General features: G+C 60.0%; 14 protein-coding genes. 1 reads left to right on the top strand and 13 read right to left on the bottom strand.

The features are described from left to right. Nucleotides 1–217: 217 nt before the first annotated feature. The 9 genes from rpoD to rimP all read right to left on the bottom strand — a co-directional run bounded on the left by rpoD (nucleotide 218) and on the right by rimP (nucleotide 11,738). Entirely contained in the window at nucleotides 218–1,567 is a 1,350-nt protein-coding gene (gene rpoD, locus I2G43_RS06820; protein ID WP_195535582.1) for an RNA polymerase sigma factor RpoD, read from the bottom strand. 110 nt (nucleotides 1,568–1,677) lie between these two features. Beyond that, complete coding sequence (dnaG, locus tag I2G43_RS06825; RefSeq protein WP_195535583.1) at nucleotides 1,678–3,786, bottom strand: DNA primase; 2,109 nt, start codon at nucleotides 3,784–3,786, stop codon at nucleotides 1,678–1,680. Further along, nucleotides 3,779–4,783, bottom strand: a complete 1,005-nt coding sequence (gene ribF, locus I2G43_RS06830; RefSeq protein ID WP_195535584.1) for a riboflavin biosynthesis protein RibF — start codon at nucleotides 4,781–4,783, stop codon at nucleotides 3,779–3,781. The genes dnaG and ribF overlap by 8 nt, the downstream gene beginning before the upstream one ends. Next, the gene (gene truB, locus I2G43_RS06835) at nucleotides 4,783–5,715 is read right to left on the bottom strand and encodes a tRNA pseudouridine(55) synthase TruB (RefSeq protein WP_195535585.1); all 933 of its coding nucleotides are present in this window, start codon (nucleotides 5,713–5,715) and stop codon (nucleotides 4,783–4,785) included. Before truB ends, ribF begins: the two co-directional genes overlap by 1 nt. Before the next feature lie 15 nt (nucleotides 5,716–5,730). Continuing rightward, a complete protein-coding gene (locus I2G43_RS06840; RefSeq protein ID WP_195520472.1) occupies nucleotides 5,731–6,774 on the bottom strand; it encodes a DHH family phosphoesterase in 1,044 nt (347 codons plus the stop codon). Then, a complete protein-coding gene (rbfA, locus tag I2G43_RS06845; protein WP_117629486.1) occupies nucleotides 6,767–7,177 on the bottom strand; it encodes a 30S ribosome-binding factor RbfA in 411 nt (136 codons plus the stop codon). The genes I2G43_RS06840 and rbfA overlap by 8 nt, the downstream gene beginning before the upstream one ends. An 11-nt stretch (nucleotides 7,178–7,188) precedes the next feature. Continuing rightward, nucleotides 7,189–9,903, bottom strand: coding sequence for a translation initiation factor IF-2 (infB, locus tag I2G43_RS06850; protein ID WP_117716036.1), 2,715 nt, complete (start codon nucleotides 9,901–9,903; stop codon nucleotides 7,189–7,191). Between the two features lie 91 nt (nucleotides 9,904–9,994). After that, the gene (nusA, locus tag I2G43_RS06855) at nucleotides 9,995–11,242 is read right to left on the bottom strand and encodes a transcription termination factor NusA (RefSeq protein ID WP_195535586.1); all 1,248 of its coding nucleotides are present in this window, start codon (nucleotides 11,240–11,242) and stop codon (nucleotides 9,995–9,997) included. A gap of 1 nt (nucleotide 11,243) precedes the next feature. After that, nucleotides 11,244–11,738, bottom strand: coding sequence for a ribosome maturation factor RimP (gene rimP / locus I2G43_RS06860; RefSeq protein ID WP_117629483.1), 495 nt, complete (start codon nucleotides 11,736–11,738; stop codon nucleotides 11,244–11,246). Between the two features lie 369 nt (nucleotides 11,739–12,107). Here rimP and I2G43_RS06865 point away from each other — a divergent pair, with 369 nt between their 5' ends. After that, nucleotides 12,108–12,680 carry a hypothetical protein gene (locus tag I2G43_RS06865; RefSeq protein ID WP_195535587.1) on the top strand — a complete coding sequence of 191 codons (573 nt, stop codon included), beginning with the start codon at nucleotides 12,108–12,110 and terminating at the stop codon, nucleotides 12,678–12,680. A 104-nt stretch (nucleotides 12,681–12,784) separates the two neighbouring features. On the opposite strand, the gene leuS is transcribed toward I2G43_RS06865, so the two are convergent. The 4 genes from leuS to I2G43_RS06885 all read right to left on the bottom strand — a co-directional run bounded on the left by leuS (nucleotide 12,785) and on the right by I2G43_RS06885 (nucleotide 19,268). After that, nucleotides 12,785–15,361: a leucine--tRNA ligase gene (leuS, locus tag I2G43_RS06870; RefSeq protein ID WP_195535588.1), complete on the bottom strand. Its 2,577-nt coding sequence runs from the start codon at nucleotides 15,359–15,361 to the stop codon at nucleotides 12,785–12,787. 318 nt (nucleotides 15,362–15,679) lie between these two features. Continuing rightward, complete coding sequence (locus I2G43_RS06875; protein WP_195535589.1) at nucleotides 15,680–17,074, bottom strand: PTS transporter subunit EIIC; 1,395 nt, start codon at nucleotides 17,072–17,074, stop codon at nucleotides 15,680–15,682. Nucleotides 17,075–17,122: 48 nt separating this feature from the next. Beyond that, nucleotides 17,123–18,328: an enolase C-terminal domain-like protein gene (locus I2G43_RS06880; protein WP_195535590.1), complete on the bottom strand. Its 1,206-nt coding sequence runs from the start codon at nucleotides 18,326–18,328 to the stop codon at nucleotides 17,123–17,125. A 178-nt stretch (nucleotides 18,329–18,506) separates the two neighbouring features. After that, the gene (locus I2G43_RS06885; RefSeq protein ID WP_195535591.1) at nucleotides 18,507–19,268 is read right to left on the bottom strand and encodes a MurR/RpiR family transcriptional regulator; all 762 of its coding nucleotides are present in this window, start codon (nucleotides 19,266–19,268) and stop codon (nucleotides 18,507–18,509) included. Between the last annotated feature and the right edge of the window lie 251 nt (nucleotides 19,269–19,519).

The following is a 19,519-nucleotide window of genomic DNA, read 5'->3' on the forward strand; positions in this document are numbered from 1 at the left end:
ACCTACAACAGCGCGGTTAACAGCCGCGTGCTCTACCATTGAGCTACCGAGGAATAGGTGCGTGCTCTCAAGCAACGAAGTTTATTATACGGACGAATCAGCTCAGGGCAAGAACTTTTTTAAGAATTTTTCCGACCTAGTCATTGGGGACGTCCCCAATGACCACATGAAAGCGCCCCCAAGCGGATGTGCTTGAGGGCGCTTCTTGCTTGCGAGGTTATGACTCGATGTAGTCCTTCAGCTTGCTGCTGCGGCTCGGGTGGCGGAGCTTGGCCAAGGTCTTGGACTCGATCTGGCGGATGCGCTCGCGCGTGACGCCAAACTCACGACCGACTTCCTCGAGCGTGCGGGGATGTCCGTCGACAAGGCCAAAGCGCAGTTCGATAACCTTGCGCTCACGATCGGCAAGCGAATCGAGCACCTGGGTGAGCTGCTCCTGCAGCATAGAGAAGCTGGCCGCATCGGGCGGAACGATAGCCTGGGAGTCCTCGATGAAGTCGCCCAGCTGGGAATCCTCTTCCTCGCCGATGGGGGTCTCGAGCGACACGGGCTCCTGCGAGATCTTCTGGATCTCGCGGACGCGGTCGGCGCTCATATCCATCTCGGCACCGATCTCTTCGGGGGTCGGGTCGCGGCCCAGGTCCTGAAGGAGCTGACGCTGCACGCGGACGAGTTTGTTGATAGTCTCGACCATGTGCACGGGAATACGGATGGTACGGGCCTGGTCGGCGATAGCGCGCGTAATGGCCTGACGGATCCACCACGTGGCGTACGTGGAGAACTTAAAGCCCTTCTGGTAGTCGAACTTCTCGACGGCGCGGATCAGACCGAGGTTGCCCTCCTGAATCAGGTCCAGGAACAGCATGCCGCGACCGACATAGCGCTTGGCGATGGAGACGACCAGACGAAGGTTTGCGCTGATGAGCGCCTGCTTGGCTTCGAGGCCCACGTTCTCAATGCGCGTAAGACGACGCATCTCGGCACGCGTGAGTTCGAGCTCACCAGCATCGGCAGCCTCGAGCTTCTCGGTAGCCTCGAGACCGGCCTCGATCTTCATAGCCAGATCGACCTCTTCGGAGGCGGTCAACAGGTCGACCTTGCCGATCTCCTTGAGGTACATACGGACCGGGTCGCCGGTCAGCATCACCGTGGAGGCATCGATGCCACGCACGCGGGAGCGTGAACGGGACGTGCGCACGGTGCGCTTCTTCTTGTTCTTGGAAGAACCCATCTCAGCGTCGGCCTGACGGGCCATCTTGAGCTCGTGATCGTCGAGCGAGCCGGAATCGTGCTCGTCGTCGTCATCGAAATCGTCGGTATCGGTATCGGTATCGGTATCGTCGACACCCATGGGGGCGTCGTCGTTACCGCTCGCGGAGATAATCTGGATGCCGCTGTTGCGCAGCGCGGAATACACCGCGGTGAGCTGCTCGTCAGAAACATCGATATCCTTCAGGGCGACCTGAATCTCGTCCTCGGTTACCGAAGTCCTGTTTGAGCCGTTGCCCATGAGCTTTGCAACGTAGGATTCCAGCCCAGTACCCGTGCTCTCAGTCTTTTTTGGCACAGATTCTCCCTTCATAGTCCACAGGACTCAATACTTTAGCACACACATTGACGTCTATACCCAAAAAGAGGGCTGGATATAGGCGAGAATACGCTGGTTGACCACAACATCTAGGCTTGTTCGGTGCCTGCGGCCTCCAGGCCGATCAAACGGAAAGGGTCCGCCACGCCGCCGATCGACTTTTGCAGTTCGCGTTGACGCTGCGAATCCTGCGCGGCCTGCACGGTCAGCGCGCGACGGGCCTCATCATCGAGTGAACGGTCCTGGCGCAGCTTGGCCTGTGCGGCACGCATGCGACGCTTGATGGTGTAGAGCTCAAGCGTATCAAGCATAAACACGATGTTCGTCTCGGTGGGGTGCTTGCTCGTCGCGGAGATGCGCCCGGCACTCACAAGCGTTGCCGCATCGGGACACACTGAGCGCGCCGCATCCATGCAGGCTGCAGGATCGGTTCCCGGCGGCGTTGCCAGAACGGCCCATGCAATGGACTCGTGACGCGGGTCAACCCACTCGATGGAGCAGATGCGGTCGGCATACGTGCGGAACAGGTCGGGGTAGCTCGTGAGCATCGTCAACAGCTCGCGCTCCCCTGCCAAGGACTTGCGTTCAAGATCGGTAAGAACCATCGGCGCCCCCGCAGCCGGTGCGCCCGAACCGTCAGCCACAGGCACAGCGCCCATACCATCAGGCACATCGATCGGCGGCAGGTCGTCGACGACCTCCACGGGCGCGGCGCCGTAGGCATCGAGCGGGACGTAGTCGTACGGCTCTTCTTCGACCGGCGCGGACACCGGCGGCGTCGCGCCCGATGCCCAAGCACCGCGACCGGCATCGCGAGAACCCGACGCCCGACCGCCCGCGCTACCGGACCGCTCAGTCTGTGCCCGCTGGCGCTCATAGTTCTGCTCACGACGTCGTTCCGCATCCTCGCGCTTGGCGACATCGCGAAACACACGACCCGAGCTCGCGCGCACCGTCTCCAGATCCAAACCCAGCAGATCGGCAATCTGGATAAAGTACGTGTCGATCATATAGCTGTTGCGCAACGGATAGATAAGCGTCAGCGCATCTTCCAGCGCCTTAGCGCGACCGCCCGGCGTGGTGATGTCACTCGACTCCTGCAGCGAACGGTAGACAAAGTCCATAAGCGGCTCGGCAGCGTCGATGCGCGTCTGCAGTGCCTCGCCACCATGTGCGGTGATGAACTCCATGGGGTCGTTGCCGTCGGGGAGCACCACGCAGCGCAGGTCCATGGAATCCTGCTCGATAAACTGAATCGCGCGACGGGCGGCCTTCTGGCCCGCTGCATCGCCGTCGAACATATACACGATGCGCTTGGCAAAGCGAGTGAGCGTCTTGACGTGATGCTCCGTGAGGGCGGTGCCCAGCGTGGCGACAACGTTTTTAATCCCCGCCTCCCAGCAGGCGATGCAATCGGTATAGCCCTCTACCACGATGGCGGTATCCTGCGCGACGATAAACTCCTTGGCCCAATTAAAGCCGTAGAGGTTTCGCTTTTTATGAAACACGCTCGTCTCGGCTGTGTTGAGATACTTAGGATGGCCGTCGCCCATAATGCGACCGCCAAAGGCAATGTTGTGACCCTGCTCGTCAAAGATGGGGAACATCACGCGGTCGTAAAAGCGGTCGGCAAGCTGCCCGCGCCCGCGACTCACGGCAACGTTGGCGTCGATCATCTCCTGCGGGGTAAAACCCGCCTGGGACAGGTGCGACACCAGCGCGTTACGGCCCGGTGCAAAGCCCAGGCAGTAGCGGCGGCAGACGTCGCCGCCCATGCCGCGGCTGGCAAAGTACTCGCGCGGACGGCCGTCCTTACCGCGCATGAGCATGGTGTGGTAGAACTGGGCGGTCTCGGCGCACAGATCGTAGATGCGGGCACGCTTGGTGCCGCGCTCGCGGCGATCTCCGGTGTCATGCAGCTCAATACCCGCGCGATCGGCCAAGTAACGGATTGACTCGGGAAAGCTCAGGTTCTCGCGCTTCATGATATACGTGAAAACGTCGCCACCCTCGCCGCAACCAAAGCAATGCCACACCTGCGTGGCGGGGATAATGTGGAAGGACGGCGTCTTCTCGCCATGGAAGGGGCAGCATCCCCAAAACTCATGGCCGCGAGGCTTGAGCTCGACCGTTTCCTGCACGATGGCAACCAGGTCAGACGCAGCGCGTACCTGGTCTTTTTCCTCATCGCTAATCACGGATGCTCACCCCCTGATCGCCCAAGTTGTGACGAATATCCTCGATATTACCCTCGACGGTCGCGATCAACTCATCCAGCGAATCGAACACGCGCGAGGGACGCAGCCAGCGCGTAAACGCCAGCGAAACGGAAGCGCCGTACAGGTCGCCCGTATAACCAATTAAATTAGCCTCGAGATGCGCAGATGCCGCATCGTCAGCATACGTTGGCGGCAGGCCGACGTTCACAGCAGCGGGCCACGCGGTGTCATCGACCAGCACCAGACCCTCATACACGCCATCGGCTGGCACCTGAATGCCGTCGGGAACCTGCAAGTTTGCCGTGGGAAAGCCCATGCCAGAACCCTCGTGACGGCCGCGAATAACACCGCCACGCACCATATACGGACGGCCGAGTAACCCAGCAGCAAGCTCCACATGGCCCTGTCCCAGCTCATGACGAATGCGGGTGGCGCAAATGGCCTCACCGCCCTCGCAAAGCAGGTCGTGACCATACACGTCAACGCCGTGCTCGGAACCCCAGGAGCGCATCTCGGCAACACCAGAAGCACCGCCACGACCCAGCCTAAAGTCACTGCCAACGCGAATCGATCGAATGTCGACCAGACGCGACACCAGCGAGAGAAAATCAACATGGTCAAGCGCCGCAACCTCAGACGTAAAGGGAACGGCCACCACCGCATCGACCCCGGTCTGAGCCAAGGCATGCAGACGGTCGGCCGTCGTCATCAGTTTTTGAGCGGGCGAAGGGCTCACCACGACGTCCGGGTCGGGATCGAAGGTAACTACTACCGCCTTGCAGCCATGGGCACGGGCATCCCGGACAAGCGCCGCAATGAGCTCCTGGTGTCCACGGTGAACGCCGTCGAACACGCCGATGGCAATCGATGCGGCACCCAAGTGCTCACACTCATCAAACGTATCGGCAGCAACGATGCGAGCCTCGTCCGACTCGCCCGCGAAAAAGACACGCGCGAGCTCATGAGCGGACAACATCATCGAACACCGCCGATTGCCTGCGGAAACACGTGCTCCATAACAAAGCGGCCACTCTCAATGCGGGCGAGCGCCTTGAGTCCCCCATCGAGCACCAGCGCAAACAGCGCCTTCGAGACATCGAAATCGGCAAGCGCACGCTCAACGGGAATGCGACGGCCGCAGAGCAGGTCGTCGGCAAGATTGCCCGGCAAGTCAACACGCATGGCGCCCAAGGCCGCAATGGGATCCAGGGCAAAGCCAGCGGCGGACTCGGGAGAAAGCTCCTCCACCGCATGACAGGCGCCAATGGAAACAACACCAGATGCGGTGCGACGAAGTGCGGAAATATGCGCGGCGCTATCGCAAGCGCGGCCCAGGTCGCGAGCGAGCGCACGGATATAGGTGCCCTTGCTCACCGAGAACGCCACGGTCCACACACACGTATCACCTTCGCCGCCCACGGCAATCAGGTCGGCGGCATAGACCTCGACGGGGCGCGGAGGTAGGTCCACCGCATTGCCCTCGCGAGCAGACTTGTAGGCGCGAACGCCATTGACCGAGATAGCAGAAAACGCCGGCGGCACCTGCATCTGCGGGCCCAGCATGGCGGCCAAGCGCTCACGAGCATAGGCAGGATCGCGGAGCTCGTTGGCAACAGCCACCGTGCGGACCGCCTCGCCCTCCGCATCATCGGTATTGGTCTCGGCGCCAAACGAAATATCGGCGACGTAGCTTTTGGTATCGAGCGTGAGCATGCCCAGCAGACGGGTGGCCTGGCCCACACCCACCACCATGACGCCAGATGCCATGGGGTCGAGCGTGCCGGCATGGCCGACACGCCGCTCATGGAGGGCGCGTCGGCATTGCGAGACCACATCGTGGGACGTGCAGCCCACCGGCTTATCGACAGCGAGCAGCATATTCAGTTGTGAAGGCGTACGACGAGCCATGTACCATCCAAAAAGTTAAAGCTCGACGGTCACCGAAGCGGGATCCTCCCCTACCAGCTCGGCCAGCATGGGAAGTGCCACGGTGAGCGTCTCGAGAATTGTTCCGTTGTTGGAAAAGCCGGCGGCGGCATGATGCCCGCCACCGCCAAAATTGGCAGCAATCTCGGACACATCGAGGTCGCCCTTGGAGCGCAGGTTGCCACGCACCTTGGTATCGCCCTCAATGCCCTTTAAGAACATGCAGACCTCGACGCCCATCACCGAACGCACCACATCGACCAGGCCGTCGCACTCGTCCGAGGTGACGCCGCAGGCTTCAAGGTCGCTCTGGTAGGCATAGCTATACGCCACGCGCCCATGCGCGACCGTCTTAATGCGACCCATGACAATGGACTTGAGGTGCAAAAACTCAACGCGCATGCTCTGGTAGACCTCGAGCGCAACGCGCGCCGGATCGGCACCGTGCGCCACCAGGCGCGAGGCTGCATGGAACGCGGCGGCATCGGCGTTTTGGTACTGAAAACGGCCGGTATCGGTAACCAAGCCACACAGCAGGCAGGTCGCAACGCCATCACGTGCGACAATGCCGCAATTGTCCAAGAAGCGGTCGATGATCATGGCGCAGGCCGCGGCATCGACGCGCCTCAGGCTCAGCTCGGCAAACTCCTCGCGCGCCGGATGATGATCGAAGCACACCACATGCTTGGAGCGACGAAGCACCTCGGCGGAATTATTGAGGCGCTCGACGACCGGCACGTCCACCGAGATGAACAGGTCCGGATTGCCGGTATACGCAGATGCCGGCACCAGACGGTCGGCACCCTCCATAAAGCGGTAGATGCGCGGAACCGGGTCATCGTCTGCCAGCAGCAGGGCAATGTCCTTGTTGGGGAAAAACTTCATGAGCGAAAGGCCCAGACCCAATACGGAGCCCAAGGCATCGCCATCGGGAGAAGTATGTCCCGAAATCGCAATGGAGGACGCACCCTCGATGAGCTCGAGGATGCGTCGCTGAATATCTGCAGACTCGCACGAGGCGAGGTCGGCGGAATTAGTCATCTAAAGCTGCCTCCTGGGCGGCATCCGCTATCGGATAGCCGTCCTCGTCCTTTTCGATCGCAAGCGTGGCGGGAACGTTTTCCAGCGCACGCGTGATGCGCTCGGCCTCATCGGTCGAGCGATCGATGCGAAAATCGAGCTCGGGCGTGACACGCCAATCGAGCGAGCGAGCCAACAGGCTACGAATGCGGCCCTTGGCGCTTGCGAGCGCCTCCATGACCTCGTCGTAGCGGCTCGCATCGCACGACACGAACACGCGCGCGAACGAACGGTCCACCGCGACCTCGACCGCGGTCAAAGTAACCAGGTCGAGACGCGGATCGGAAACCTCAAAGAGCAGGATATAACCGAGCTTCTCGCGAAGCTGCTCGCCCAGACGGCGGGTTGCCTGCGTTTGCTTCATAGCGCTACCCCCTACTCGGTACGGGCAACCTGGTCGATACGGTAACCCTCGATCTGGTCGCCGGGCTTGATGTCCTGGAAGTTCTCCAGGCCAATGCCGCCCTCGGAGCCGCTCTTGAGGCTCTTGGCCTCGTCCTTGTAGTGGCGCATCGAGGCGATCTTGCCGTTGAAGACCACGATACCGTCGCGCACCAGGCGCACGGAATCGGTCGCGGCGATCTCGCCCTCTTCGACGCGGACACCGGCGGCGATACCGACTTTGGGCACCTTGAAGGTGTCCAGGACGGTCGCGGTACCCGTGGAGACCTCGACCTCGGTGGGCTTGAGCATGCCGATACGGGCAGCGTCGAGCTCCTCGAGACACTTGTAGATGACGTCATAGCAACGGATCTCGACACCCTCGCGCTCGGCGGCGGAGCGGGCCTTACCGTCGGGACGAACGCCAAAGCCGATGATGATGGCGTTGGAGGCGTCGGCCAGGACGACGTCGGTTTCGTTGATGGCGCCGACCGCGGAGTGGATCGTGTTGATGCGCACCTCGGACTGGTCCATCTTGTCGAGCGAGTCCTGAAGGGCCTCGATGGAACCCTGGACGTCGGCCTTGATGATCAGGTTGAGCTCCTTGACCTCGGCGTCGGCGATGGTCTCGAAGAGGTTCTCGAGCGTCACGTGCTTCACGCGGCTCTGCTCCTCGATACGGGCCTTGAGCGAACGCTCGTCGGCAAGGGCGCGAGCCTCGCGCTCGTCCTCGAACACGCGGAACTCGTCGCCGGCGTTGGGGACGGACTGCAGGCCCAGGATCTCGACGGCGTCGGAGGGACCGGCCTCGGTGACGGCGTTACCCTTGGGGTCGAGCATGGCGCGGACGCGGCCATAGGTGAGGCCGGCGACCAGCGTGTCGCCCACGTGCAGGGTACCGCGGGTCACGAGCACGGTGGCAACCGAGCCGCGGCCCTTGTCGAGCTTAGCCTCGAGGACGTTGCCCGAAGCGAAGGTGTCGGGGTTGGCCTTGAGCTCGAGCACGTCGGCCTGGAGCAGCACGGTCTCGAGCAGGTCGTCGATACCGATCTTCTGCTTGGCCGAGATGTTGACGAACATGTTCTGTCCGCCCCACTCCTCGGGGATGATGCCGTACTCGGTGAGCTCCTGGCGCACGCGGTCGGGGTTGGCGCCCGGCTTATCGATCTTGTTGACGGCGACAACGATGGGGACGCCGGCGGCCTTGGCGTGGTTGATCGACTCGATGGTCTGGGGCATGACGCCGTCGTCGGCAGCCACGATCAGAATGACGATGTCGGTCACCTTGGCGCCGCGGGCACGCATGGCCGTAAAGGTGGCGTGACCGGGGGTATCGATGAAGGTGATCTTGCGGTCGTTGATCATGACCTGCGAAGCGCCGATGGCCTGCGTAATGCCGCCCGCCTCGCCGGCAGCGACGCCGGTGTGACGGATAGCGTCGAGGAGGCTCGTCTTGCCGTGGTCGACGTGGCCCATGACGGTGACGACCGGGGCGCGCGGCTTGAGGTCGGCGGGATCGTCGTAGAACGAGAAGGTGTTCTCCTCCTCGGGGGTGATGATCTTGATCTGACGGCCCAGGTCGTCGGCGACGAGCTCGACGAGGTCGTCGGACATGGACTGCGTCATGGTGAGCGGCGTACCCAGCAGGAACAGGCGCTTGATGATGTCGTTGGCCGGAACGTCGAGCGCCTCGGCGAGCTCCTGAACGGTAACGCCCTGGGAAACCTTGATGGCGTCGAGCTCCTCGGGGTTCACGCCCTGGGCCAGCGCCTCCTCTATCTTGCGCTCCTCCTGAGCCTTGGCAGCCTCGCGCTCGCGCTTCTCCTTGCGCTTCTTGCGGCGACCGGTGGACTCGCGAGAGGCCTCCTCGACGGCGGCACGAGCCTCCTCGAGCACCTTCTCGCGGCTGTACTCCTCGGCCTCGCGAGCCATGCGGCTATAGTGGTCCTCTTCGTTGTTGTGACCGCCCTTGCGCTTCTTGCCCTTGCCCTGCTTATCGGGGTTGGGGAAGTCCATGCCGGCAGCGACGTTGTTGCTGGCGTTGGTGCGATGGCTGTGCGGACGGCTCTCGGAGGCGTTACGCTCGGAGTTGTTGTCGGAGGCGTTGCGATCGTTACGACGGCCACCGCGGCGGTCGTTGTTGCCGCCACGACGGTTACCGCGCTCGGCGGCGCGCTCGGCCTTGGCCTTGTCCTCGGCGTCCTTCTTCTCCTTGAGCACGGTCTCCTGTGCGGCGATCTGGTCGAGCAGGGAACGGAAGCGCGAACCGGAGTCGGAAGCGGGAACGGCGCGGCGCTGGGCCTCGCGGGCAGCCTCCTCCTTCTCGCGGGCAAGGCGCTCCTGCTCGGCCTTCTTCTTGGCCTCGGCCTCGGCGCGGGCAGCCTCCTCGGCAGCCTGGGCTGCGGCAAACTGGCGGCGCTCCTCCTCGCGTGCCTTCTCGGCGGCGATGCGCTCACGCTCGGCCTCGGCGGCGCGTGCAGCCTCCTCGGCGGCAGCTGCCTGCTCCTCGGCCTGCTTGGCGGCCTCGACTTCCTGAGCGCGAGCCTCGATCACCGAGGCGAGCTGCTTGCGGACCATGGCGACATAGGCGTCCTCCAAGGTGGAGGAAGCGGACTTAGCGGGAATCTTCATATCGGCGAGATGACCCATCAGTTCCTTAGAGGTCATGCCGAACTCTTTGGCCAGGGTGGACACACGGACTTTTGCCATATGACTTCACCTACCCTTTCTGGCACCTTGGGTGCCTAGAGACTGAACGAGCGTGGGAGATGCGCCGGGACCTGCCCGGCGCGACCGCGCGCTAGATCAGGTCCTCCGCATCATCGAAGGCGTCGGTGTCGTGGATACCGCAGAAACGGGAGCCGGGACGGGCCTGGTTGCGGCACTGGATGCCGTCCTCGGACACGTACTCGCAGCGACGGACGTCCTCGTCCTCCTCGTCACCGATCAGGTCGGCGGCGGGCTCCTCGTGAACGGGGACGTTCTTGAGGATGTCGGCGGCAAGCGTCTCGGACTTGATGTCGATGTGCCAGCCGGTCAGGCGCGCGGCGAGGCGGGCGTTCTGGCCCTCCTTGCCGATGGCGAGGGACAGCTGGTCGTCGGGCACGATGACGCCGGCGTAGGCCTTCTCCTCGTCGATGAGGACGCGGGTGACCTTGGCAGGCGACAGGGCGTTGGCGACGTAGACGGCAGGATCGGCATCCCACAGGATGACGTCGACGCGCTCGCCACGGAGCTCGCCCACGACAGCGCGAACACGGCTGCCCTTGGGGCCGACGCAGGCGCCCACGGGATCCAGACGGTCGTCGAGCGAGTGGACGGCTACCTTGGAACGCTGGCCGGGCTCGCGGGCGATCGACTTGATCTGGACGGTGCCCTCATAGATCTCGGGCACCTCCTGCTCAAACAGACGACGCATGAGCTCGGGGTGGGTGCGGGAGATGACAATCGGCGGACGGCTGTGCTCGCCACGAACCGGCTGCAGGTTGGAGTTGGGGTCGCGAACGTCGATGATCACGGCCTTGATGTGCTGGTTGTGCAGGTAGCGCTCGCCCATCGGACGCTCATTGCGCTCGTTCTCGTAACGGCGCTGGTCGAAGTGCGGCAGCTCGGCCTCGACGCCCTCGCGGATCTTGACGATCGTGAAGTCGGGCGTGGACTGCAGCACGGTACCGCTGATGAGATCACCGATGCGGCCGGAGAACTCCTCGTAGATCTGCTCGCGGGCGGAGTTACGCACGATGGCGTTGATCTCGGCCTTGGCGTGCTGGGCAGCGATACGGCTCGTGTTCTTGGGGGTGACGTCGATCTCCTCGAACTCGGTGAAGTTGCCCTCCTCGTCCATGGAATCGTCGATCGGCTCCAGGCGGTAGACGTAGATCTTGCCGGTGGTGCGGTCGATGGTCACCTTGGCGCCCCACTCAAGATGCAGGATCTCGGCATAGCTCTTGGCGAGCGACTGCTCCAGGCGGTCGATCAGGTAGAGCTGGTCGATGTGCTTCTCCTGGCAAAGCTCCATCAGGGCGGACATCATGTCGGATGCTGCCATCTTACTTTCCTTCCTTCGCGGGCTTGAAGTCGTAGGTGGGCTTCAACTTGCACTTTTTAACATCAGAGAAATCGAGGGTAACGGACTCGCCGTCCTCGAGCTCGAGGGTCACGTCGGTCTCGGTCGCAGCGGCAATCTTGCCGGCGTACTTGCGACGGCCCTCGGTGGCGGTGGAGGTGAGCTCACAGTTCTCGCCCACAAAGCGGGCAAAGTCGCACGGGCGGCGCAGTGGGCGCGCCATGCCCGGGCTCGACACCTCAAGCGTATAGCTCGAAGAGATAGGGTCGAGCTCCTCAATCACATCGCCGACCCACTTGGTGTTGGCCGTGACGTCGTTGAGAGACAGGCTCTGACCCTCGGCACCCTCGATACGCACGCGCACGCAGGGGGCCTTGGTGGCGCCCACGAGCTCGACGTCGACGATGTCGACATCGTGCTGGGGAGCGACGGCCTCGAGCGCGTCGATGATCGCCTGCTCGGTCTTGGTCTTGACCATTGCGGCACCTCCATCCATACAAAAAAGAAGCGGGGCCGAAACCCCACTTCTTTCAATTACAACTTCATTTGCAAGCAAACTATACCAATAGCTGCGGAAACGTGCAAGCACAGTACGAATCTGCAGGTCAGCGTGCGCACAGGTTCTCCACAAGAATAGGACAATTGACCGAGGAACCACATGCGGCGCGCCCTCAACAGTCCCAAAACGGGCCATGCGTCCCAATCCACAGGTCTGTTCGGACCCCAAGGGCATTCCTCCCCGAGCCCTTATCGATCAGACTTACGCTAAGGGACATTCCGCAACAAGCCGGCCAGCAAGTCGCACAACGACGAACCTTTCCAAATCCTCTACGGCAAGGAGGCACCCATGAAACGCCTAGGCACCCTCTGCATGACTGCGCTCGCCATCGCAACGTGCTCGTTGGCCCTCGTGGGCTGCGGCAAAACGAACAGCAAAACCGGAACATGCGAACCGGATCCCGGCAGCACCAAAGCCATCGAAAAAACCGAACCCCCGGTGAGCTTCGACAAAATAGACGAGGACATCGTCGATCCCCAGGGTTTGGGCCCCGATCCCCAAGAACAGTTCCCCATCGACCTAGAGGCGGACGAGAACGTCCATGTTACCTGCGTGGGCAAGGACACGGATGGCTACGGCGACGCCGTATTGGTCTTTGCGGTGACAAACAACACCGATGTCGACATGATGTTTGGCGATGTGGACTCCTATGCCTACGTCAACGGCGTGGTCCGCGATGTGCGCATGCGCCAGCAGGTCGCAGCGGGCGAGGAAACGCGCGCCATGCTCACCTTTGTAGGCACCTTCGACGACCCGGACTTTGATGTAAACAACGACCTCAACGACATCTACCTCAATATCTGGATGTTCGAAGAGGCAACGGGCAACGTTTACTTTAGGGACCTGGTACACATCCCGTAGAAGACGGTGCGACGCACTGACTAAGCAGGTCATACAACACAAAACGAGGGACGACCCAACCGGATCGTCCCTCGTCTTTTATGCGTCAGTTAAGCGCGCAGTGCTTACTTGACCACCAGGTTGACCAGCTTGCCGGGCACGCAGATGGCCTTGACGACCGTCTTGCCCTCGAGCCACTTGGCGACGGCGGCCTCGGCGGCAGCCTGCATATCCTCATTGGAGGCATTGCGGCCCACCTCGACGCGGCCGCGGACCTTGCCGAGCACCTGAACGACGATCTGCACCGTGTCCTCGATGGACTCGGCCAGGTCGAACTCGGGCCAGGCGGCGGTATAGGCGTTGCCCTCGCAGCCGAGAGCCTCGTGCCACAGCTCGTCGGCCCAGAACGGGCAGATGGGGGCAAGAACGCTCACGATATCCTTAGCCACGCCATAGCACAGCGCCTTGTCACGGGAAGCGACCTCAGTGGCGTTGAGGTAGGCGCTCGCCGCGTTAACGAGCTCCATGACGGCCGAGATGGCGGTGTTGAACTGGCCGCGATCGAAGTCCTCGGTGCACTTAGCGATGGTGCGGTGACGCTCGCGATAGAGCTTCATCGCGGTCTCGTCGAGCGCGGACTTGTCGAAGGCCACGTTGGCGTCGCCGGACTGGACGAGCTGCCAAACGATACGCCAGGCGCGCTTGATGAAGCGGTTGGCGCCCTCAACGGCCTTGGGATCCCAGTCGAAGTCCTTCTCGGGCGGGGCGATAAACAGGATCGCCAGACGCATGGTGTCGGCGCCGAAGGGCTCGATGACCGAGCTCGGGGGTACGACATTGCCCTTGGACTTGGACATGGTGTCGCCGTTCTCGTCCTTGACCATGCCCTGGCACAGCAGGTTGGTAAAGGGCTCGTCCACACTCAACAGACCCAGGTCGCGCAGCGCCTTGGTAAAGAAGCGGCTGTAGAGCAGGTGCAGAATGGCATGCTCGATGCCGCCGATGTAGTTATCGACGGGCATCCAACGGTCGGCAGCCTCGCGGGAGAAAGGCAGCTCGGTGTTGTGCGGGTCGGTATAGCGCAGGTAATACCAACTGGAGCAGGTAAAGGTGTCCATGGTATCGGTCTCGCGCTTGGCCGGGCGGCCGCAGACCGGGCAGGTGGTCTCGTAGAACTCCTTGCACTCGGCAAGGGTCTCGCCGGCACCCAGGTCAAGGTTCTCGGGCAGCGTCACCGGCAGCTGATCCTCGGGCACGGGCACGATGCCGCAGTGCTCGCAGTGGATGGCCGGGATGGGGTTGCCCCAATAGCGCTGGCGGGAAATGAGCCAGTCGCGCAGACGGAACTCGACCTTACGACGACCGCAGCCCATGGCCTCGAGGTCGGCCACGATCGCAGCCTCGCCCTCGGAGTGCTTGCCGCCGCGCATACCGGTGTACTTGCCGGACTGGACGAGCGTGCCCTCGGCAGCATGGGCGCAATCCCAGTCGACGGTCTCGGCATGGAAGGTATCGATAGTCTCGCCGTTAGCCTCGACGGCTGCGCGGTCGTCATCGTCCAGGATGATCGGCACGATCGGCAGGTCGTACTTGCGGGCGAACTCAAAGTCGCGCTGGTCGCCGCAGGGAACGGCCATGACGGCACCGGTGCCGTAGTCGGCAACGACGTAGTCGGCAACCCACACAGGGACCTTCTCGCCGTTGACCGGGTTTACCACATAGCGGCCCGTGAAGGCACCGTGCTTTTCGAGGGTGCCCTGGGCACGCTCGACGGCAGAGATATGCTTGGAGTCCTCGACGATCTTGGTGACGGCCTCCTCGTACTCCGTGCCCTCGACGAGCTCATGCAGGCCGGCGTACTCGGGAGCCAGGACAAAGAAGGAGACGCCAAAAAGGGTGTCGGCACGCGTGGTGAAGACGGTGATCTTACCCTCGTCGCCCTCGATGGGATCGCCATCCTGGTCGCACAGGGTAAAGTCGACCTCGGCGCCCTCGGAACGACCGATCCAGTTGGCCTGCATCTGCTTGACGCGCTCGGGCCAGCCGGGGAGCTTCTCCAGGTCATCGAGCAGCTCCTGAGAGTACTCGGTAATCTTGAAGTACCACTGCTCAAGGTCGCGCTTCTCGGACTCGGTGCCGCAGCGCCAGCACTTGCCCTCGGTGACCTGCTCGTTGGCCAGAACAGTCTTGCAGGTGGGGCACCAGTTGACCGGGTTCTTCTTGCGGTAGACCAGGCCCTTTTCCCACAGCTTCTCAAAGATCCACTGGCCCCAGCGGTAGTAGTCGGGGCTGCAGGTCTTGACCATGCGATCCAGATCGTAGGAGAAGCCCATGCGCTTCATCGTGGCGAGTGCCTGGTCCATGTTCTTATACGTCCAGGCGGCAGCCTGCGTATTGTGCTTGATGGCGGCGTTCTCGGCGGGCAGGCCAAAGGCGTCAAAGCCGATGGGATGCAGCACGTCGTAGCCGCGCATGCGGGCCTGACGGGCCATGGCATCGCCGATGGTGTAGTTGCGCGCGTGACCCATGTGCAGGTCGCCCGACGGATACGGGAACATCTCGAGCACGTACTTCTTGGGCTTGCTGTCGTCGGTGTCGACGGCAAAGAGGTTGGAGTCCTCCCAGGCCTTCATCCACTTGGACTCAATGGCCTGTGCGTCGTAAGCAGGGATCTCGTCCTTATGATCTGTGCAATCGCACATATCAGCTCCTTTGTTATCTAGGTTGGGGCGGGGCGTTCTTACCTTTACTCGCTGCTGCGGACAGTCCTGCTCGCACGAAGAGCACATTAAGTGCTCTTCGGCTCGTGCGGAACTTGCAGTGAGCAAAGGTAAGAACGCCCCGCCACATCGTTAACTCGCATGATGATAGCAAATACGACAAGCGAGATGCCTGCGACTTGCAGGCATCTCGCTTTATCTAAAAAGAGTATGTACAGGGAAAGCACGCTTCATTGGATATGAGCCATCAAAGCCTCATGAAATGAACGATATACCCATCTGAGTTAGATCAAACAAAACCTAGTTCTCAAGCTCAGCCTGTTCGGCCTTGTTAGGGTCAAAGAAGAACCAAGTGAGCAGACCGGAAACCGCAATGCCAACACCATGGATGATAAAGTAGTTGATGATGGCCTGCTGGCTGTACAGGTAGGTAACGATTCCCGGAATAGCAGCAACGCCCATACCGGTACTGGCAGCATGAAGCATTGCGCCACACCAACCAGCGCAGGCACCTCCGCAAAGAGCGAACAGGAACGGCTTGCCAAACTTGAGGTTCACGCCAAAGATTGCCGGCTCGGTAATGCCCAGGAATGCAGGCAGCGATGCAGCCATATAGAAGCCACGCTTTTTAGGGTTCTTTACCTTAAGACCGGTAACCAAGGCGGCGGTAGCCTGGGCCATAATGCCACCGGAAATCATGGCATTGAAGGGGTTGAAACCGGTGGTAGCAAGATAGTCAGTTTCGAGCGCAAGGAAGATGTGGTGCATACCGGTAACCACAATCGCCTGCTGCGTTCCGCCAAGGATTAGTCCACCCAGACCGAACGGCAACGCGATAACGAACTTCGCGGCAGCCAAAACAGCGTGTTCCACGGTCTGGCAAACGGGGCCAATAACAAGCATGCCAAGCAAGCCGGCAATGAGGATCGTAGTAAACGGAGTGATGATAAGATCCAGAACATCCGGAACAACGTTCTTAAGAGTCTTCTCGGTCTTTGCAGCGATATACGCAACAACAAGAGCGGGAAGCACCGAGCCCTGATAACCTACAACATTCCACTCAAGACCAAACGGATGGAAAGTAATTGCCTCAACCGTACCCTTAACCACATCATTCGGGTTAGGAAGAAGCGGGTTCACCAGCATGAGACCAAGGACGATGCCGATGACGGGGCTACCACCAAACTGCTTCATGCCCGACCATGCAATAAGCACGGGCAGAAAGGTAAAAGCAGTTTTCATCAGAATGGTCGCGATCGTCAAAACGTTGGGGTCCATCTGAACGCCAAACGAGTTGATGCAGTTAATGAAGCCGCTAAAAAGGCCTGTTGCCACTAGGACGGGAATAACGGGAATAAAGATATCGCCCAAAATACGAGAGAGCTTCTTGGGGAGCGACATGCCGGCATACAGGTCGGCCTTAATATCGGTGTTAACACCGCCCTGATTCTCGCCCGCGACAATATCGTAAACACGGTTAACAAGACCGGTGCCCAAAATCACCTGATACTGTTCGCCGGCGAAGAATTGGCCTTTGACGCCCTCAATATCTTCGATTGTTTTCTCATCGACCTTGGTCTTATCATGAAGCGTCAAACGCAGCCTGGTCGAACAATGACCCACGGCCCTGATATTGTCTACGCCTCCAACTGCAGCAACAATGCCTTTGGCAATGGCCTTATCATCAGTTTTCATGGTCTATCCCCTTTCAAGGAACTCAAATACAAATAACTCCGGGTCGCATTACGGTCGAGCAGCGGAACCATCCGGAAGTCTGCAAAGAAGCCAACTCAAATCCTTATCGACGGGAGGGAACTCTGCTGCGAGATTCTCATCGATATCCACACCGATACCGGGCTGATCGTTCAGATACACATAGCCGTTCTCAACGACTGGCATGCCCGGGAACACACGATACGTGTTCTCCTTAATGCTGCAGCTCCACTCTTGGATACCGAAGTTCGGTGAGGAAATGGAAAGGTGCGTGTTGACCGCATGCCCAATACCGGACATATCGCCAGGACCATGCCAAGCGGTGCGAACTCCATTAACGTCAGCGAAAGCAATGATCTTGCGAACGGGCGTGATTCCACCTGCCTGACTGATGTGGAGACGAAGATAGTCAACGCTTCGATTCTGAACAAGCTGCATCCACTCATGCGGGTTGTTGATGAGCTCGCCCATGGCAAGCGGGCAAGTCGTATGAGCGCGCACCTGATCGAACCATGCGATTTGCTCGGGAGCGAGCACGTCCTCAAGGAACAGCAGGTCGAATTGGTCCATTTGCTGCGCGAAGCGGATTGCCTCGGAAGGCGTCAAACGCTCATGGACATCATGGCACAGCTCAATGTCGTCACCAAACTCGCGACGTAAGGCAGTAAAGCCCTCAATAGCCGTGCGCATATACACTTTGGGATCATAGTATGCACCGGGTAGCGCATCTTTAGGCTTATTCTCAACAGGAACGTTTCCGCCATAGCCACCGATTTGAACGCGGATTCGATTCCAGCCCGCATCGACGCGCTGCTGGACCAAATCGATTGCGCCCTCTATCGTCTGTGCATCGGCATGAATATACGCCGGAACAGCATCGCGGCATTTACCACCAAAAAGGTCATAGAGCGGCATGCCGGCCATCTTGCCCTTAATGTCCCAAAGTGCCATGTCAATGCCGGAAAGTGCATTGTTCCAGATCGGCCCGTTTCGCCAATATCCAGAAACATGTGCAGTCTGCCAGATATCCTGAATTCGCGCAGGATCTTTACCTAGCAAAAAGGGCTTCAGATAGCGGTCAACCGCATGGGCAACCGCCTCATAACGCTGCGTAAACGTAGCGCAGCCAACACCGTAGATGGACGGGTCATTCGTCTCCACCTTCACCACAACAAGGTTAATGCCCTCGGGAGCAGTGCAGATGGGACGGACGTCCGTGATCTTCAAGGAATCCATTTCGTCCCTTCCCGATTCACCGAGACTCGCATTCGTTCGCGGTCTCGTTTAATGAGGCCAAGTGTAGGAGGCGAATATCCCAGAAAGACCTGAGAAAGACGATATAGGTACATCGTCCGTGGTTGGGACGAATTCCCACCAGCTGGGAAATTTCCACAGCTCGTTTACCTGCGGAAACCTATCGATGCGCTCGTTTGTATTCGGAATACTTCAAGAACAAGATGCTGACAAGAAGAAAATAAGCGTCGAGCACTTCGTAACTATGTCCGCCACCAATCGGTAGGCTCTCGGTACCAACCAAGATGCTCTCATCAGCAAGATGAGCGATATCGTTATCCAGATAGCTCGTTACCGCAATAAAAGGAACGTTTCTGGCTTTGAGATTTCGCGCAAGCGTAGTTGCATTATCGGATTGTCCTTTTAGAGAAAAGACAAAGAGAAGATCGTCTTGAGTCAAAGCGCCCGTAAGAGCTGCGGTCTCATCAACGCCTTCCACGACGTAGAAATATTCGTCACCAGCCAAAAACACGCGACGCATCTCTTGAGCAACCGCACGTTGGAGCGTTCCCGTGCCGTAAAGAAACACCTTTGAGCTCTGCTCGATAAGCCTGAATACAGGCGTGAAATCACGCGAAAGAAAGTCTTTAAGCGATTTTAAGACAATGGCGGTATAACGATCGAGAACCGCAGCGTCGACTATATCGCGAGCATCAGCTTCTACTTCAGCCTTGAGGGCGTATTTGAACTCAGAGAATCCACGAAACCCTAGGCGCTGAGCAAAGCGTAGAACGGCAGATTTTGATGCGTTGCACTTGGCCGCTAGATCAACAAGCGTCGAATTAGCAGCCTCGTAGCGATGCATTGAGATATAGCGCCAAATGTCACGATCTATGTCGCCCAAATCGACGTAATGGTCACGAACCAGCTCGTCAATTTTCATCTCTTATCTCCCCTATAAAAGGCATTGCAACGCAAACAATAAAACGATAGCCGATTTATTCGAACTAGAAAAGAAAAAGTGCCGTCCGCAAATGAAGCGGGCGGCACCCTTGATTATCGACTTCATCCGAACACCTCCCACATTCATCCGCACATGTACGGATGAATATGGGAACCCGATACCCTGAGGGCCGGACCGGCCGGCCCCGGGAGATCGGAGGACGGCATGTCCGGAAAGAGGAGGAAGGGTTC

This window comes from Collinsella aerofaciens, assembly GCF_015557435.1.
Lineage (GTDB): Bacteria > Actinomycetota > Coriobacteriia > Coriobacteriales > Coriobacteriaceae > Collinsella > Collinsella aerofaciens_Z.

Coding starts and splice junctions, on each gene's coding strand:
- I2G43_RS06865 (WP_195535587.1), top strand. CDS start 12,108: ATGAAACGCCTAGGCACCCTCTGCATGACTGCGCTCGCCATCGCAACG.
- nusA (WP_195535586.1), bottom strand. CDS start 11,242: ATGGCAGCATCCGACATGATGTCCGCCCTGATGGAGCTTTGCCAGGAG.
- rimP (WP_117629483.1), bottom strand. CDS start 11,738: ATGGTCAAGACCAAGACCGAGCAGGCGATCATCGACGCGCTCGAGGCC.
- rbfA (WP_117629486.1), bottom strand. CDS start 7,177: ATGAAGCAAACGCAGGCAACCCGCCGTCTGGGCGAGCAGCTTCGCGAG.
- I2G43_RS06840 (WP_195520472.1), bottom strand. CDS start 6,774: ATGACTAATTCCGCCGACCTCGCCTCGTGCGAGTCTGCAGATATTCAG.
- I2G43_RS06875 (WP_195535589.1), bottom strand. CDS start 17,074: ATGAAAACTGATGATAAGGCCATTGCCAAAGGCATTGTTGCTGCAGTT.
- I2G43_RS06880 (WP_195535590.1), bottom strand. CDS start 18,328: ATGGATTCCTTGAAGATCACGGACGTCCGTCCCATCTGCACTGCTCCC.
- infB (WP_117716036.1), bottom strand. CDS start 9,903: ATGGCAAAAGTCCGTGTGTCCACCCTGGCCAAAGAGTTCGGCATGACC.
- ribF (WP_195535584.1), bottom strand. CDS start 4,783: ATGTTGTCCGCTCATGAGCTCGCGCGTGTCTTTTTCGCGGGCGAGTCG.
- truB (WP_195535585.1), bottom strand. CDS start 5,715: ATGGCTCGTCGTACGCCTTCACAACTGAATATGCTGCTCGCTGTCGAT.
- leuS (WP_195535588.1), bottom strand. CDS start 15,361: ATGTGCGATTGCACAGATCATAAGGACGAGATCCCTGCTTACGACGCA.
- I2G43_RS06885 (WP_195535591.1), bottom strand. CDS start 19,268: ATGAAAATTGACGAGCTGGTTCGTGACCATTACGTCGATTTGGGCGAC.